We start from the raw sequence: 15,154 nt of genomic DNA, 5'->3' as shown, positions 1-15,154 counted from the left end.
TGGGCTTCCGCGCGTACGCTCAACAGGGGGGACGGCTTTACCGTCCGAACCGTAAAACTCCAGGAAGTGAGGCTATGGCCAAGGAAGTTGACGGCCCATCAATGGCTGAGCTGTACGGCAAGCGCCTCAAGATGCTCCGGTTGGCGAAGGGGTGGACGCAGCGCCATCTGGGCAGCCTGGTGGCGGTCGAGCACAGCCGCATTGCTCAGCTTGAGGGCGCCAAGGGAGCGAAGCCAACCTTGGAGTTGTCCCGTGCCCTGGACCGTGCGCTTGGAGCAGACGGGCTTCTTGAGGACCTACAGCCCCACGTCTACCGCGAAACGTTCCCCGACTGGTCCCGGGCCTGGCTTGACTACCAAGCCCGCGCTGAGGAGATTCGGGCCTACGTGGGCCACGCCGTTCACGGCCTCTTGCAGACCCCGGAGTACGCACGCGCAACTCTGCGCGTTGGGCGAATGCTCAAGACGCCGGAGCAACTTGAGGAGCGGATCTCTGCCCGGCTCAACCGTCAGATTCGACTCAGCGCACCCGGGGCACCTGCTCTGTGGGTCGTGATGGACGAAGCCGTTCTTCGTCGTGCGGTTGGCGGACGAGAGGTGATGCGCGGTCAGTTGGCCCACCTGGTGGCTGTGAGCGCCTGGCCCAACGTCACGGTCCAAGTACTTCCCTTTGGGCACGGCGAACATTCCGCCATGGGCGGCTCACTCAGCTTGTGCACGCTGGCTGACGGCACGGAGCTGGCGTATACCGAAGGCGCTGAATGGGGGCGACTGGTGGAGGACCCGGAAGAGGTCAAGTCCTATGAGATTTCATACGATCAGCTCAGGGCTGAGGCCCTACCCTCATCCATGTCGCTAGACATGATCCGTTCCGCCATGGAGGGCAACAGTGCGCGTGTCCCAGCTCAACCTGTCCGGCGCCGCTTGGCGCAAGTCCAGTCACAGCAACCAGGAGGGTGGGGACTGCGTGGAGATCGTGGACGGCCTCACCGTCGTCCCCGTCCGTGACAGCAAGCTGACCGACAGCCCTGTCTTGCTGCTCTCTCCTACTGCCTTTGAGGGGCTGGTGAACTACGCCAAGCAGTCTGCGTAGCCGCACTGTTGCCCCTGAGCCCCGCCTCTTCCCCTGGTGGACACGGCAGGGCTCTTCCGTGCCCGGCTACGACGAAAGCCCCCGATGACCGTCCAGCGCATCCCAGCGCGGGCAGTAGTCGGGGGCTTCCGTCATCTTCACGGCACATTGAGGGAGGCTTGACCATCCCTTAAAGGGGCCGTTCCTCGGGGCGCTCAATCAGTAGATCCCAGTATTCTCTGGGAATTTGCGGCCCATGGGGTCAAAAAAAACGGCGCCACACCCAGCGCGCGTTTTCCGAGCTAGTGGCGGGATCGCTGAGAGCGAATTCCGCCGAACTTCGGACGCGCCCCACCCTCCCTCTGCGGAAGTCAGTAGAGAGCACCCACGGTGAGCAGGGCTCACGCACGGGTCCGACAACCCCGACAATCGATCAGCCAGGCGTCTGAGTTGGTCTCTCGCTTCGCGTCAGTGGGTATTCGGTCCTTCGGCCCGTACGCATAGCGCGGACAGCGTGGGCAGCTCACCGGAACCCACTGCCGGTTGTCTTCACTCAGCGTCGCGCGCCCGTCGGGCCGGACCCATGCCGGACGCATCCACGATGGCCACTCGCTGAAATCCTCAGCCGTTCCTGGAATCTCGCGTGCCTTGAATGCAATCAGCGCACGTCCGTCGCCCATCCGGTGACCAGCCCCCACCTTCCGGCCCCAGCCCTTTTCGGTGAGGTGCCCCCCTACGTCAAACGGGCACTGGATACGCATACCCACCCCCAGGGGTACGCGGTCAAGGCGCACCCCCGTGAGGAGTTCAACGAACATAAGCGTCAGGCAAGTTCTGCAAGATCAGCGGAGACAAGCCACTTAGCCTCACTCTGCGGAACCGCGTACGTCTCGCCGTCCTCCAGGACGTGCGACGGGATGCCGTCATTAGTCGGACCGTAGCTCATGCGGCCGGTCATGCAGACGGTCACGGTCGGCTCATCGGTGGTGAAGTAGGACATGGTTGAGGTCTCCTTAGGCGGTAATGGTGATCTTGCAAATGGCAGCGGCATTTGGAACGGCGATAGCGGCGCGGGCAATGGCGCGCACGGCGGTGCCGTCTTTCAGGAAGCCAAATTGATCCGAGATCTGGAACCCTGCATCCTTACGCCAGACGGCAAAGATCTGGTCCGCCTCGTAGACGAGAACATCCGTGCCAGGCATGAACGAAGAGATCCACACTGGAACACCCAGAATCGCCCGCTGAACACCAGTCGTGGGGGAGCCCGCCGATTCACTCAGAAGCGGCTTCAGCGACCCAGACGTTTCCCGCAGCGCCATGAGTCCCGCCCAAACGGCCGGGTTCATCACAACGGCCGTCGCCTTCGAGTTGACCGATTCCAGCTTCCCGAAGGCAGCAACAAAGCCGTCCAAGTCCTTGAAGCCGCCCTTGACGGCGTGAGTCTGAATACCCGGCGTGTTCGCGATGCCAACGAACCCCTTACTGGCTCCAGTGCCCAGCAAAGCCTCACGGTCGAACCCCAGGGAGACCGACCTCATAAGTGACTTGGCCACCGGGTCCATGAACGCCGAACCGCCGTCTTCCACCAGCTCATTGGCGAGCATGTCAGCGGCCGCGATCTTACGCGGCGTCACCTTCAGAGGCTCCGCACCGAAGCCTCCGGACGGCAGATCGTCCAATTCACCGATGAAACCGGCCGTGAAGTCAGAGCGGATTACCGGGAACGAGTAGGTCTCAGCGTTCGTCGTCACCCGATTCACACCGGAGTTCATGACGACGGACTGAGGGGCCAGGAGGTCAACGAACTTGGATGCCATCTGTTCCGGGCTGAATGCCTTACCCGTGCCCGGCGTGGTGATGCCCCGCGCAATATCCAGCGAACGGGACAGAAGGTCACCAGGGATTACGGTCATGTGAGATTCCTTCGGTTCAAGGTTGCGCGTAGTGCCCATGGTCTGAAGTGGAGAGGCAGCGCGCGTGCCTCGCTCTTCAGCGGCAGATGCCTCAATGTGGCGCATTGCCGCTTCGTCGTGCTCCTGAATCTCATCCAGTAGCGCGGCCTCCTGCTTTCGCTCAGACGGCGAGAGTGGGCGGCCTTTCGTTTCGCTGGTCAGTGAACGCAACTTATCGACGGCGGCTTCACGCTTCTCCATGCGAGAAGCCGCTATTCCGGCGTGATCCAAGGGGGTCCTCCCGACTCGAACGCCAGTGCGACCAGCGCACCATGTGGTGCATTGGTCCGGCGTACGCAGAAAGCCCCCGGGACTCCATCCCGTGGCCGTGGCAGCGGCACTCTGGGATAGACCCGGGGGCTGGGTTCATGGGGGCGCGCTGCCACGCGCCAGAAGGAGTGAAACGGTAGCCGCCTCGCGCCTTACCCGCCCTGGAGCGTGACGGTTGCCGGAATCGGCGCCTGAGGCTGCGCTATTGCGAGTGACCTTGACCATGCTGCGGTGAAACGGTGATTTGAGGGTCGATCTGGTTTTCCTTGTAAGTTCTTCATGGGATCTCAGATTTAGGGAAGAATCACCGTTCCACCGCAGCAAGCTCCCATCGGCCGTGGAGGCTCTTCGTCCGGGGCGAGATGCCCCCCAGCCCCCGTGCCTTTGTGTGGCCCGTGAACGCACGAAACGGCCGCCACTGGGTTGGTCCCCAGTTGACGGCCGCATGGTGCCGGGAAGGCCGCTCAGGCGGCTTCTGCGAAGTCCTCCTGTGAAGGCGCTGCCCACTCAATCATCAGCCGGTCACGGCCGTTGAAGCGGATGCCCTGACGCGGTGCCTTGCGCACCGTGATGCGGTCGATAGCCAGCCGCAACAGGTCACGCTTCATGGCCAGCGGCGCGGAGTCCCATTTGGCCGTCAAGGTCTCCTGATCCAGGGAGAGGAACGGCAGTTGGATGGTTCCCCCGCCGCTGTAGCGGGCGGCTTCTTCGCGGGCGGCATCAATGGCCTCGTTCGCCTCCCGCAGTAGGGGGCCGAAGTACCGTGCTGCCGCGCCGTCGTAGACTCCGGCCTGACGGTCGGCAAGGAGCCGCTGCAAGCCAGCCTCAGCCGCCCGCAGAGCCGCCCGCGCGGCCTGCTCCTCCTCCGTCTCCTCCGGCTTCACGCGGGCCGTCCAGCGTTCTGAGACGGCTATCAACAGGGGGTCATCGACGTCGGCGTTGGTCAGCCGTGCCAGCCATGCGGCGAACACGTAGTCCTCAATGGACTGCATCTTGGCCGACGCGATCGCCAGGCACGCCCGCCCGCCTAGCGCTGCCTGGCACTTGTACGCCTTTCCACCCATGGGCATGGACCGTCCGCATCCCGCGCAGCGGAGCAGATCCGTAAGAAGGTGCCTGCGGCGCGTGTCCTTGCCACGTTGCGCGGCAGGAATCACGTTGCCTGTGGAGAGAGCGTCTTGGGCCTTGCGTTGCCGCTCCGATGTGATCAGTGCCGTGCCCTTGAGGCGCACCCGCTGGCCCTTGGCGTTGCGGTACGGCTCCGGCTGCCCGGGACGTATCAGGATCACCTGCCACCCGGCATACGCAGGGTTGTGCATCACGCGGTACACGTAGGTGAACCGCCACTTCTTCCCGCCCGGCGACGGCACCCCCATGCCATCAAGCCACCGGCAGATATCGCGAGTTGAGGCACCGTCCTCCGCGACCATGCGGAACATCTCCCGCAGCAGAGCGGCACGGCTCCACTCACGGCGCGTGGCGATGTGGCAGACGTACGGCTCTTCATCCGGCGACAGGATGCGGTCACGGGAGACGACGTAACCCCACGGGGCGCGACCGGCGACCCAAAGCCCCTGGTCTCGCTGCTGCTCCTTGGTGTCCCGGACCCGCTCGGAAAGGATCTCGCTGTACTCGCGCGCCTCTTCGGCACGGTTGATAATCCAGCGGCGGTCGCGCCGTTCGTTGGAGTCCAGGCCGTCAAGGTCGAAGATGACGCGCACCTTGCCGATGACCTTCAACAGGTCTTCGGCGCCCTTACGGCTGAACCGGTCGATGCAATAGGCCCACAGGGCGGGAGCTTCACCCTTGGCCAGAGCGGCTAGCGCGCGATCGAAGTCTGTGCGCTTCACGTCCTTGAAGGCGCTCTGAATGTCCTTCCATGCCTTCCGGACGGCGTAGCCGTTGCGGTGGGCCCAGCGGTGCCCCTGCTCCCGCTGTGCGTCGGTGCTCTGTTCCCTGCGGTGGTCGTCCTTGCGGAGCCTCTTGGACTTCCGCGTGTACAGGTCGATGACGTTCGACTCGCTCTTGCCGCAGATGGTGCAGGCGTACTCAGCAGCCATGATCAGGCGCGCTCCCGTTAGGCGTTGTGAACCCTTCGGAAGCACCCGGAGCGCAAGGGTTTCCAGGGAATCCCCTGGTCAGCGCAAGGTGTCTAAGGGTTCACGCCTCCTCGGCGAGCAGGACGCGGATGGTCGTCGGGGTCTCGGAAACCGGCGGGGTCGTCATGGCTGCTCCTACGGTCTGGCCAGCGGGACGGTGAAGTGGTCGATTGCCTTCAGGACATCATCGTGGAAACAGTAGCGAGTTACCGCAAAACGGGCGGCGCTCTCCTCGTTCACCGACTCGTTCGCCGACTCGCCCGCTGTGTCGCCCGCCGTCTCGTCGGACCCCGCCCCGTTCACGTACGGATAGAGGCAGCTCGTGGTCCCCGCGGGCACCGCGGGACCGTGTCCGGCGGCCGCCGCCCGCACCGCGTCGCTGTCGGACGGCACCGACCGTTCGACCTCCTGCCTGCTCATCCCGACGTGCACCTCCTGCCGTTCGGGAAGGTCGGGGCCCGGCTGCGCCTCGCTCACCAGGCCGAGTCCGAGGGCGAGCATCAGGGCCACCCCGCCCATCCCGAGCAGCGTCGTGAGCGCGCCCGCGATGCGTCCCTGGAGGCCGCCGACCGCGCCCTCCTCGGCCGTCGTGTCCGGCAGCGGCGGTCCCGGCAGGGGTTCCGCGCGGCTCGCCGCGTCCGGTCCTGTGGGGATCGTCGCGGTCACGTCGAAGCCGCCGCCGGGCGCGGCACTCGCCTCGAACGTGCCGCCCAGCAGCGTCACCCGCTCGCGCAGTCCGATGAGCCCGCGCCCGGTGCCGAGCCCCGTGGTCGCGGCCGGCGGGCTCGGCGGGGCGCCGTTGCGTACGGAGATCCGCACCTCGTCGTCGGTGTGCGCGACCGCCACCGTGACCGACGCGCCCGTCGCGTACCGGTGCACGTTCGTCAGGGACTCCCGTACGACGCGGTGGACCGCTCTGCGCACCGAGGGGCCCTCCGCCGCGCCCAGGTCGGGGCCCTCCCAGTCGAACGTCACCGGGATGCCGCCGCCGCGCGACTCCGTCACCAGGGCCTCGATGTCGGGGCGCGTGCCGGTCGCGTCGGTGAGGGCATTGGTGCCGGTGTCGCGTCCCAACGGGCCCAGGACGCCCAGGACTTCGCGGAGTTCGTTCATCGCGTCCCGGGTGGCCTTGCGCAGTATGGTCGCCTCGTCGCGCAGCTCGGGGGCCTGCTTGCCGAGGGCCAGTTCGAGGCCGCCCGCGCGCAGCGAGATCAGGCTGAGCCGGTGGCCCACCAGGTCGTGCATCTCGGCGGCGATGCGGGAACGCTCGTGGATGCGGGACTCGCTGTCCGCGAGGCGGCGCGCCCGCTCGGCCGCCGAGGTGCGCTCCCGCAGCGCGCGCAGCAGCCGGTCCTGCTGGCCCGCCGCCGTGCCGACGAGCCCCGGCACGATCACCGTCGCGGCCGCGAGCATCGTTCCGAGCGCGAGCCCGTACTGCCAGCTGCCCACCGCCATCGGCCGCGCGGTCCCCGCGGCCACCAGCATGGTGAGCGCGGCCGCGGTGAGCAGCACGGCGACCCTGCGGCGCGGCTCGGCCAGTTGCCGCGCCGCAGGGTACGCGGCCACCGCGACGAGCAGCCCGGCCTGCGGCATCACCCCCGCGAGGGCGGCCAGGGCGAGCAGGCTCCCCACGGGGAACCGCCGCCGGACGACGAGCGCGAGCAGCACGACGACGCCGTACGTGATCTTGCCGCCGCGCGAGAGATCGGTGACGGCGGCGCCGAAGCCCGAGTACGTCAGGACGAGCAGCGCCCCGCCCGCCAGCGCCTCCAGGGCGGCGCGGACCAGGTGCCAGGTGGTGACGTGGGGCTCGGGGGCGAAGGGGGAGCGGAGGGGCATAACGTTAAGTATTGGACAGGTGGGGTTGTCCTCTTCGTACATCTTGAGGTGGATGATCGCCGCGTTCTCTGCCTTTTGGCATAGGCGGATGTTCGTCCTGTGGCCGTACGGAAAGGGGGAGCGGGGCGCGAAGACTGGATCCATGCCCCTGAACTCGTCGAAGGCGTCGACGGCGTCGAGCCCGCCGAACTCCGCGAAGTCCCCGAAGCCCTCCAGCAAGAAGAAGGCCGGTGTCGTCGTCATCGTCGTGGCGGGCTGCCTGGCCTCGGTGGGTGTCGTGGCCGCCGTCGCCGCGCCCGCGCTCAGGAACAGCGCGCTGGTGCCGGACGCCGTCAGCGAACACGTCTTCAAGGAGAAGACGCGGGCCTTCGCGACGGCTGCGGACGCTCCCACCAAGGGTGACCTGGCGTTCGTGCTGCCCGAGTGGATCCCGCGCGACGCCAAGAACGTCAAGGTCAAGGTGAAGACGACCGGCGATGCCAAGCTGATCCGCTTCACGCTGGCGGACGGGGAGCGGCTGGCCCCGGAACGGGAGTGCGGTGCGGCGGCGCGGCACGTCGCGGGCCCCGAACTGGACGCCCCCTGGTGGCCGGACCGCACGCCGAGCGCGTCGCGCGCGGAGTGCGGGGACCACCACCGGTACCGGGTCTCGGTGAAGGAGAACACGGTGTACGCGTGGACGAACGGGGAGGCGTCGGCGGAAGGACGGTGAGCCACTCGGCGTGCTGAGGTCACCTGTCGTACCCGGTGAGCCACTTGCCGTACCCGGTGAGTCACCTGCCGTACCGGGGCCAGTTATGAGGATCTTGTCAGCCCGCAGTCCGGATCCCGTTTCGTTTTCGGGGCGCGCCTATCCTCAACGCCATGTGCGCTTTTGTCCTGGTCGCGGAGGACGACGAGAAACAGGCCGAGCTGGTCCGCCGCTATCTGGAGCGCGAGGGCCACGCGGTCGCCGTCGTGCACGACGGGCGCGCCGCTCTCCGCGAGGCCCGGCGCGGGATGCCGGACCTGCTCATCCTCGACGTGATGATGCCGGGCGCCGACGGCCTCGAGGTCACCCGCGTCCTGCGGACGGAGCCGGGGCCGCCGGACCTGACGGGGCTGCCGATCCTGATGCTCACGGCCCGCTCCACGGAGGACGACCTGCTCGCGGGCCTCGATCTGGGCGCGGACGACTACCTCACCAAGCCGTACAGCCCGCGCGAGCTGATGGCCCGGGTACGGACGCTGCTCCGCCGCGTGGGCGGCATCCACCATCCCGTGCCGGACGCCGGACAGCGCGTCCTGCGCGTGGACGGCCTCGTGGTCGACCCGCTGCGGCACGAGGTGACGGTCGACGGGCGCGGCGTGGACTGCACACCGGGCGAGTTCGACCTCCTCAGCGCGCTCGCGGGCGAACCGGACCGGGTCTTCACCCGCCCCCAGCTGCTCGACCACATCCACGGCTCGTCCGGCTACATATCCGCCCGCACGGTCGACGTGCACATCCTCAACCTCCGCAAGAAGATCGAAGCCGATCCCCGCCGCCCGACCCGTCTCGTCACGGTCTTCGGCATCGGGTACAAGCTGGTGGGGGCGGGGCTCGTGGCGCCGCCGGAGGGCGTGCCATCGTCCGGGAGTGTGCCGTCGGCCGGGGGCGCGCCGTCGCCCGGGGATGTGGCGCCTTCCGGGGGTGTGCCGCCTTCCGGGGGTGTGCCGCCGTCCGGGGGTGCGCCGCCTTCCGGGGACGCGCCGCCTTCCGGGGACGCGCCGTCGCCCGGGGATGTGGCGCCTTCCGGAGATGTGGCGCCTTCCGGGGGCGTGCCGCCTTCCGGGAGCACGCCACAGGCGGCCGGTCCCCGCGCCCCCCGCGCGTCCCGCGTCCCGCGTGCCCTCCGCGTCCCGCGCGGATCGGTGGCCTCGCGTGGGGCGTGACGTTCCGTTCCGCAAGAGTCTGCTGACGCGGCTGCTCGCCGTCTCCGTGCTGGTCTCCGTCGGGTCCATCGCCGCCACCGCGTGGCTCGCCGCGCAGACCACGTCCGGTGCCATCCGGCAGGAGCAGGGGCAGGTGCTCGCCGACGACGCGCGGATCTACGACCGGCTCCTCGGGGTCGGCGCGGGCGCTCCCGACTGGCGCGGTGCCGACGAGGCCGTCCGCGAACTGTCCCGGCAGACCGGCCGCCGCATCGCCCTCACCACCCAGGACCGCAAGGTCATCACGGACTCGGCGGCGCCCGCGGGCAAGACCGCGGCGCAGGACGGCCACAGGCCCGCCGCCCTGCCGCCCAGGGCGTCCGCCGTCGTCGACCCGCTCTCCGTGGACACGACGCTCGCGGGCAGGCCGGAGGACCGGTCCGCCGACCGCATCGACCCGCGCGCGGTCGGCCCCTACCGGCTCCCCCCGAAGGAACGTACGCGGCTGAAGGGCCAGGCCGACGTGTACGTCTCCTGTCTGCACGGACTCGGTCTGCCCGCCGAGCTCGTCGTCGGACCCGGCGGCCGCCCCGTCGTCGAGAACGGCGACCGCTCCGGTGACGGTTCCGGCGGCGATCCCGCCGCGCTCCTGGGGGTCCAGTGCCCCGGCTCCGGGTTCGAACGGCCGACGCCGACGGAGCAGAAGGCCGTCAACAAGCTCAACTCCCTCGTCGAGGCGTGCATGAAGCGGCGTGGCCTCGGGCCCGTCGCGGTCAACCTCGACCTGACCGGTCGCGACGGCGCGAAGCCGGTGGGAGTCATACCGACGTATCCGTCCATCGAGCCCGACCCCGACCTCGACGCCGAGCTGGACCCCGATGCCGGGCCCGATGCCGGGGGCAAGGACGGGGGCCAGGACGGTGCCGAGCCCCGGGACGGCTCCGGCTCCGGCTCCGGCTCCGGTTCCGGTGACCGCAGCCGCGAGTCGACCGGGCCCACCAAGCCCCCCGGCACGCCCCCCGGCACGCCCCCCGGCACGCCCCCCGGCACTCCGTCCGGCGCCGGTGCCACGCCCTCGTCCGGCCCGGGCGGCGGCCTCTCCACCGCCACCGACCGTGCCAAAGCCGCGGCCGACCGTGCCAACGCCGCCGCCGCCACCTGCGTCGACACCGCGCGCCGCGAACAGCTCGGGCCCTTCGTCTCCACGCCCGCCCTGCTCTTCATCACCAGTTCCGACGGCGCCCCCGTCGCCCGGGGCTTCAGCCTCTCGGTCGCCAACACCGCGCGCCTGGCCGGACTCGCCGCGGCCGTACTCGCCGTCACGGTCGCCGTCACCGCGCTCGCCGCGACCCGGCTGACCCGTCCGCTGCGCGCGCTGACCACCGCGACGCGGCGCATGAAGTCGGGCACCACGGAAGGCCCGCCGGTGCCCGCGAGCGCCACCCGTTCCGCAGGCGAGATCAGCCAACTGGCCGCCGCCTTCAACGACATGGCGGCCCACCGCAAGGCCCTCGAAGAGCAGCGCAGGGCCATGGTCAGCGACGTCGCGCACGAGCTGCGCACTCCGCTGTCCAACATCAGGGGCTGGCTGGAGGCGGCGGAGGACGGCGTCGTCGAGACCGATCCCGAACTCGTCACCTCGCTGCTCGAAGAGGCCCTGCTGCTCCAGCACATCGTCGACGACCTCCAGGACCTGGCGGCCGCCGACGCGGGCACGCTGCGGCTGCACCGCGAACCGGTGCGGGCCGCGGAGATCGCCGAGCAGGTGGCCGCGGCGCATCAGGCGCGCGCGGACGCGGCGGGCGTACGGCTGCGCGCGACGACGCTCGGCGATCCCTGGCTGAACGCGGATCCGCTGCGCCTTCGCCAGGCGGTCGGCAACCTCGTCTCCAACGCCATCCGCCACACCCCCGACGGCGGCAGCGTCCGGGTCACCTGCCGGACCACGCCCGACGCCGTACTCATCGAGGTCGCCGACACCGGTACGGGCATCGATCCTGAGGACCTGCCGCACGTCTTCGACCGCTTCTGGCGCGCGGACAAGTCACGGACCCGCGCGACGGGCGGCAGCGGCCTCGGTCTGTCGATCGTCCGCAATCTGACGGAGGCGCACGGCGGGACGGTGACGGCGGAGAGCGCGCCGGGCAAGGGGTCGCTGTTCACGGTGCGGCTGCCGGAGGCGCGGGACGGGGCGGTCTGATCCGCCGATCCGCTAGGTGTGGGGTGTGTGGGGGGGCAGGGCGAAAGCCCCGGTCGCTCACCTCCGACGACCGGGGCTCTCTCTGCCCCCGGACCCAGCCGCGGCGGCGACACTCCCCCGAGTTACGCGCTGTGCGCGAGTACCGGCGGGCCAGGTCCGATGTCGTGATCACATCAGGGTTCGCCAACAGATCGCTAACATATGGCCAACGGTGTGCACGGGGGCACAGGGAGACGGTGTGAGTGAGCGGTGCGAGCTGCGGTCCGGACTGAAGTTCGGCCTGCTCGGGGAGCCCGCGGTGTACGACGCGGCGGGTGAGCCGCGTCCTGTGCACAGCGCGAAGGGGCGCGCCCTGCTGGCCGCGCTGCTCCTCGAACCTGACCGGGTGGTCTCCCTCGGCGCCCTCAAGGACGCGCTGTGGGGCGACTCGCCGCCCGCGTCCGCGCGGGCGTCCCTGCAGAACCACGTCACACGGCTGCGGCGCCTGCTCGACGATCCGGAGCGGCTGCGTTCGGTGCCGCCGGGGTACCGGTTGCGGGTCGCCGACGGCGAGTTGGACGTACGCCTCTTCGAGAGCCGGGTGGCCCGTGCGCGGGAGGCACACGCGGCGCGCGACTGGGCGCGGGCCTCGGCGCACGCCGCCGACGCGCTCTGCCTGTGGCGCGGCACGCCGCTGAGCGGCCTCCCCGACACGGTGGCGGGCCACCCTCTCGTACCGCGCCTGGAGGAGGCCCGCCTGCTCGCTCTCGAGCTGCGGTACGACGCGGAACTCGAACTCGGCGCGAGCGGCCTCGGCACGGGCCTCGCCGCACTCGTCCCCGAACTCACGTCCCTGGTCGCCCAACACCCGTTCCGCGAGGTCTTCCACCGCCACCTGATGCTGACCCTGCACCGCACGGGCCGCCAGGCGGAGGCCCTCACCGTCCACCGCGAGTTGCGCCGCAGGCTGGTGGAGGAACTCGGCGTGGAGCCGGGGGCGGGGGTGCGGGAGGCTCACCGGGAGGTTTTGCGGGGGGAACTGGAGGGGGCGCTACCTGCAGCTGCTGAGGCCGAAGAGGCTGACCGTGATGGCCGGTTGGCTGGGCAGGAGCAGAGGCGGAACGTTTATGCGGTGCGGGCGGCGGCCGGGAGTGGTGGGCCAGGGGGCATTGGCGGTGGGCAGGCGGCCGGGTCTGTTGGCGTAGGTGATGTGCCGGGGGGCCGGGCTTCTGGTGTTGGTGGTGCGCAGGCAGGCGGGTCTGATGGCGCAGGCGGTGTGTCAGGGGATGAGGCTTCTGGTGTTGGTGGTGCGCAGGAGGTCAGGGCTTCTGGGGGCCGTGGTGCGCGGGAGGTTGGGGTCTCTGGGGGCCGTGGTGCGCGGGAGGTTGGGGTCTCTGGGGGCCGTGGTGCGCGGGAGGTTGGGGTCTCTGGGGGCCGTGGTGCGCGGGAGGTTGGGGTCTCTGGGGGCCGTGGTGCGCGGGAGGCCGGGGTCTCTGGGGGACACGGCGCGCAGGAGGCCGGAGCCTCCGGTGGTCGTGGTGTCCAGCAGCCGGGGGGCGCAAGTCGCGGCGGGGTGCATGAAGTTGGGTGCTCTGGGGGCGCGGCGCAGCCCCGCGGGGGCGGTGTTGGTCCCGGTGCGGAGGAACGGAGCCGGGGAAAGCGCGCGCCACGGCCCGCTCAACTGCCGCCGCCGCCCGGCCACTTCACCGGTCGTGGCGATGTCGTCCGCGCCCTGCGGCACGGCCTCACCGGAGACCGGTCCTTCGCCGTCGTCTCCGGCATGGCCGGTGTCGGCAAGAGCGCGCTCGCCCTGCACGTGGCACACGGACTGCGGGACGAGTTCCCCGACGGGCAGCTCTACGTCAATCTCCGCGGCGCCACCCCCGGCATGACCCCCCTCACCCCCGCGAGCGCCCTCGCCTCGCTCCTGCGCGACCTCGGCGCCGAGCCGCGCCGCGCCCCGGAGGACGACGAAGACCCGGCGGCGGCCAGCGCGTTGCTGCGTTCACTGCTCGCGCCCACCCGCACCCTGATGGTCCTCGACGACGCCGCCACCGCCGCCCAGGTGCGCCCGCTGCTGCCCGCGGGGCCCGGCTGCGCCGTCATCGTCACCAGCCGTTCGCCGCTGACCGCGCTCGACGGCGCCGACCGCTTCCCCCTCGAACCGCTCTCCGACCGGGACAGCGCTGCCCTCCTGCGCGCCGTCTCCGGCCGGGACGGGCTCGACGCCGGGCACCCCCTGGTCCGTCTCGCGGGCCGCCTCCCGCTCGCCCTGCGCATCGTCGCCGCCCGGCTCGCCGCGCGCCACGCCCTCACCCCGGACGCGCTCGCCGAACTCCTCACGGTCAGCGGCGGCCGCCTGCACCACCTCGAGTACGACGACCTGAGCGTGCGCTGCTCCCTCTCCGTCGCCCTCGACGCCCTGCGCACATCGGACCGCGAGGCCGACCGCGACGCGGCCCTCGTGCTCGCCAGGATCGGCGCGCTCGACCTCCCGACGTACGGAGTGCCGCTCATCGCCCGCCTGTTGGACGCCGACGAACTGCGCGCGGGCGCGGCGCTCGACCGCCTCGTCGACGTCGCCCTCCTTGAGGAGACCGCCTACGGCAGGTACGCCCCGCACGACCTCGTCCGCGACTTCGCCCGCGAGGTGTCGGGTGCGGGTGCGGGTGCGGAGGACGCCGTCGCGGCCGTCGACCGCGTCGCCGAGACCGCCCTTCGCTGGTACGCGGAGTCCGCGCGGCGCAGCCTCCTCGCGATCATCCCGGAGGGGCTCGACCGGGCGGACCGGCTACGGGGGGTGGCGGCACGCCTCGGTGATGTCTCCTCGTCCGCGCCCATGTCCACGTCCGCGCCCATGTCCATGGAAGCCGCCTTCGCCTGGGGCGACACGGAGCTCGACAACATCGTCGCCCTCGCCGAGCGCCACCACGACACCTCCGCGCTGATGTCCGTCCTGGTCCGCTGCCTCTTCCCGTACCTCCAACGGCGCGGCCGCCTGACCGAGCTGGCCGCGCTCGGCGCCGTCGCCGTGGCCGCCGCCCGCCGTCAGGGCGACACCGCCGACGAGGCCCAGGCCCTCACCGACCTCGCGGGCATGCACTACATGTCGGGCCGGGCGAGCGAGGCGCTCGCCCTCAACGACGAGGCCCTCGCCCTCTGGCGCGAACTCGGCTTCGTCTCCTGCGTACGCCGCGGCCTCAACAACCGCGGGCTCCTCCTGGAAGGGCTCGACCGGCACGAGGAGTCCGCCGACGCCCTCCACCAGAGCCTGGCCCTCGCCAAGGAGCTCGCCGACCCGCTCAGCGAGGCCGTCACCCTCAGCCACCTCGGCAACCTCTACGAGCACACGGACGCCCGCGCCGCCATCGCCCACCACGAACAGAGCCTCGCGATCGGCGAGACCATCGGCCACGCCATCGTCCGCCAGTCCGCCCACTGCAACATCGGCTACGCCCACCTCACCCTCGGCGAACCGGCCGCCGCTCTCGCCCACTTGGAGGAGAGCCTGCGCATCCACGACGAGTACGAGGACTGGCACGGCGCGTCCCAGTCCCGCCTCGGCCTCGCCCGCGCCCTGCGCGAACTCGGCCGTCACGAGGACGCGGCGCGCGAGTGCGCGGTCCTCCTCGACCGCGCCGAGCAGCGCGGCGACACCCACATGGCCGGACTCGCCCGGCACCAGCACGGGCTGCTGCTCGCCGCCGCGGGGCGTCGTGAAGAGGCGTACGAGCAGTGGGAGTCGGCGCTTTCGGCGCTGGACGGGACGGACAGCAAGGTGACGGACGAGCTCAGGGGGTTGTTGGGGGCGCCGTAGTCCGGTCCGGTCCGGTCCGGTCGGGGTCGGGTCA

At 70.4% G+C, this 15,154-nt stretch carries 9 protein-coding genes and 1 pseudogene; 6 read left to right on the top strand and 4 right to left on the bottom strand.

Going from position 1 to position 15,154, the window contains the following annotated elements; genetic code table 11:
* Positions 1-74: 74 nt before the first annotated feature.
* Both CP970_RS19320 and CP970_RS44995 read left to right on the top strand, forming a co-directional pair.
* On the top strand, positions 75-1,007 hold the full coding sequence (locus CP970_RS19320; RefSeq protein ID WP_224058530.1) for a helix-turn-helix domain-containing protein: 933 nt from the start codon (positions 75-77) through the stop codon (positions 1,005-1,007).
* On the top strand, positions 967-1,092 hold the full coding sequence (locus CP970_RS44995; RefSeq protein WP_317987156.1) for a DUF397 domain-containing protein: 126 nt from the start codon (positions 967-969) through the stop codon (positions 1,090-1,092). Before CP970_RS19320 ends, CP970_RS44995 begins: the two co-directional genes overlap by 41 nt.
* Positions 1,093-1,894: 802 nt before the next feature.
* Here CP970_RS44995 and CP970_RS44235 read toward each other — a convergent pair.
* From CP970_RS44235 to CP970_RS19300, 4 genes are all read right to left on the bottom strand, one after another.
* A complete protein-coding gene (locus CP970_RS44235; RefSeq protein ID WP_157877799.1) occupies positions 1,895-2,071 on the bottom strand; it encodes a hypothetical protein in 177 nt (58 codons plus the stop codon).
* 13 nt (positions 2,072-2,084) lie between these two features.
* Positions 2,085-3,224: a phage major capsid protein gene (locus tag CP970_RS19310; RefSeq protein WP_079043899.1), complete on the bottom strand. Its 1,140-nt coding sequence runs from the start codon at positions 3,222-3,224 to the stop codon at positions 2,085-2,087.
* A 533-nt stretch (positions 3,225-3,757) separates the two neighbouring features.
* Complete coding sequence (locus tag CP970_RS19305) at positions 3,758-5,353, bottom strand: recombinase family protein (protein ID WP_079043898.1); 1,596 nt, start codon at positions 5,351-5,353, stop codon at positions 3,758-3,760.
* Between the two features lie 174 nt (positions 5,354-5,527).
* The gene (locus CP970_RS19300; protein ID WP_150493598.1) at positions 5,528-7,231 is read right to left on the bottom strand and encodes a histidine kinase; all 1,704 of its coding nucleotides are present in this window, start codon (positions 7,229-7,231) and stop codon (positions 5,528-5,530) included.
* A 142-nt stretch (positions 7,232-7,373) separates the two neighbouring features.
* Between CP970_RS19300 and CP970_RS19295 the strand changes: the two genes are divergently transcribed.
* From CP970_RS19295 to CP970_RS19280, 4 genes and pseudogenes are all read left to right on the top strand, one after another.
* On the top strand, positions 7,374-7,943 hold the full coding sequence (locus CP970_RS19295; RefSeq protein ID WP_150493596.1) for a hypothetical protein: 570 nt from the start codon (positions 7,374-7,376) through the stop codon (positions 7,941-7,943).
* 152 nt (positions 7,944-8,095) lie between these two features.
* A pseudogene (locus tag CP970_RS19290) lies at positions 8,096-8,800 on the top strand (response regulator transcription factor); the annotation flags it as partial.
* 334 nt (positions 8,801-9,134) lie between these two features.
* On the top strand, positions 9,135-11,324 hold the full coding sequence (locus CP970_RS44230; protein ID WP_224058527.1) for a HAMP domain-containing sensor histidine kinase: 2,190 nt from the start codon (positions 9,135-9,137) through the stop codon (positions 11,322-11,324).
* Positions 11,325-11,562: 238 nt separating this feature from the next.
* Positions 11,563-15,120: an AfsR/SARP family transcriptional regulator gene (locus tag CP970_RS19280; protein ID WP_224058524.1), complete on the top strand. Its 3,558-nt coding sequence runs from the start codon at positions 11,563-11,565 to the stop codon at positions 15,118-15,120.
* Positions 15,121-15,154: the final 34 nt, after the last annotated feature.

It is taken from the genome of Streptomyces kanamyceticus, from assembly GCF_008704495.1.
In the GTDB taxonomy this organism is placed as follows: domain Bacteria; phylum Actinomycetota; class Actinomycetes; order Streptomycetales; family Streptomycetaceae; genus Streptomyces; species Streptomyces kanamyceticus.
This window is presented reverse-complemented; position numbering and strand designations above follow the sequence as displayed.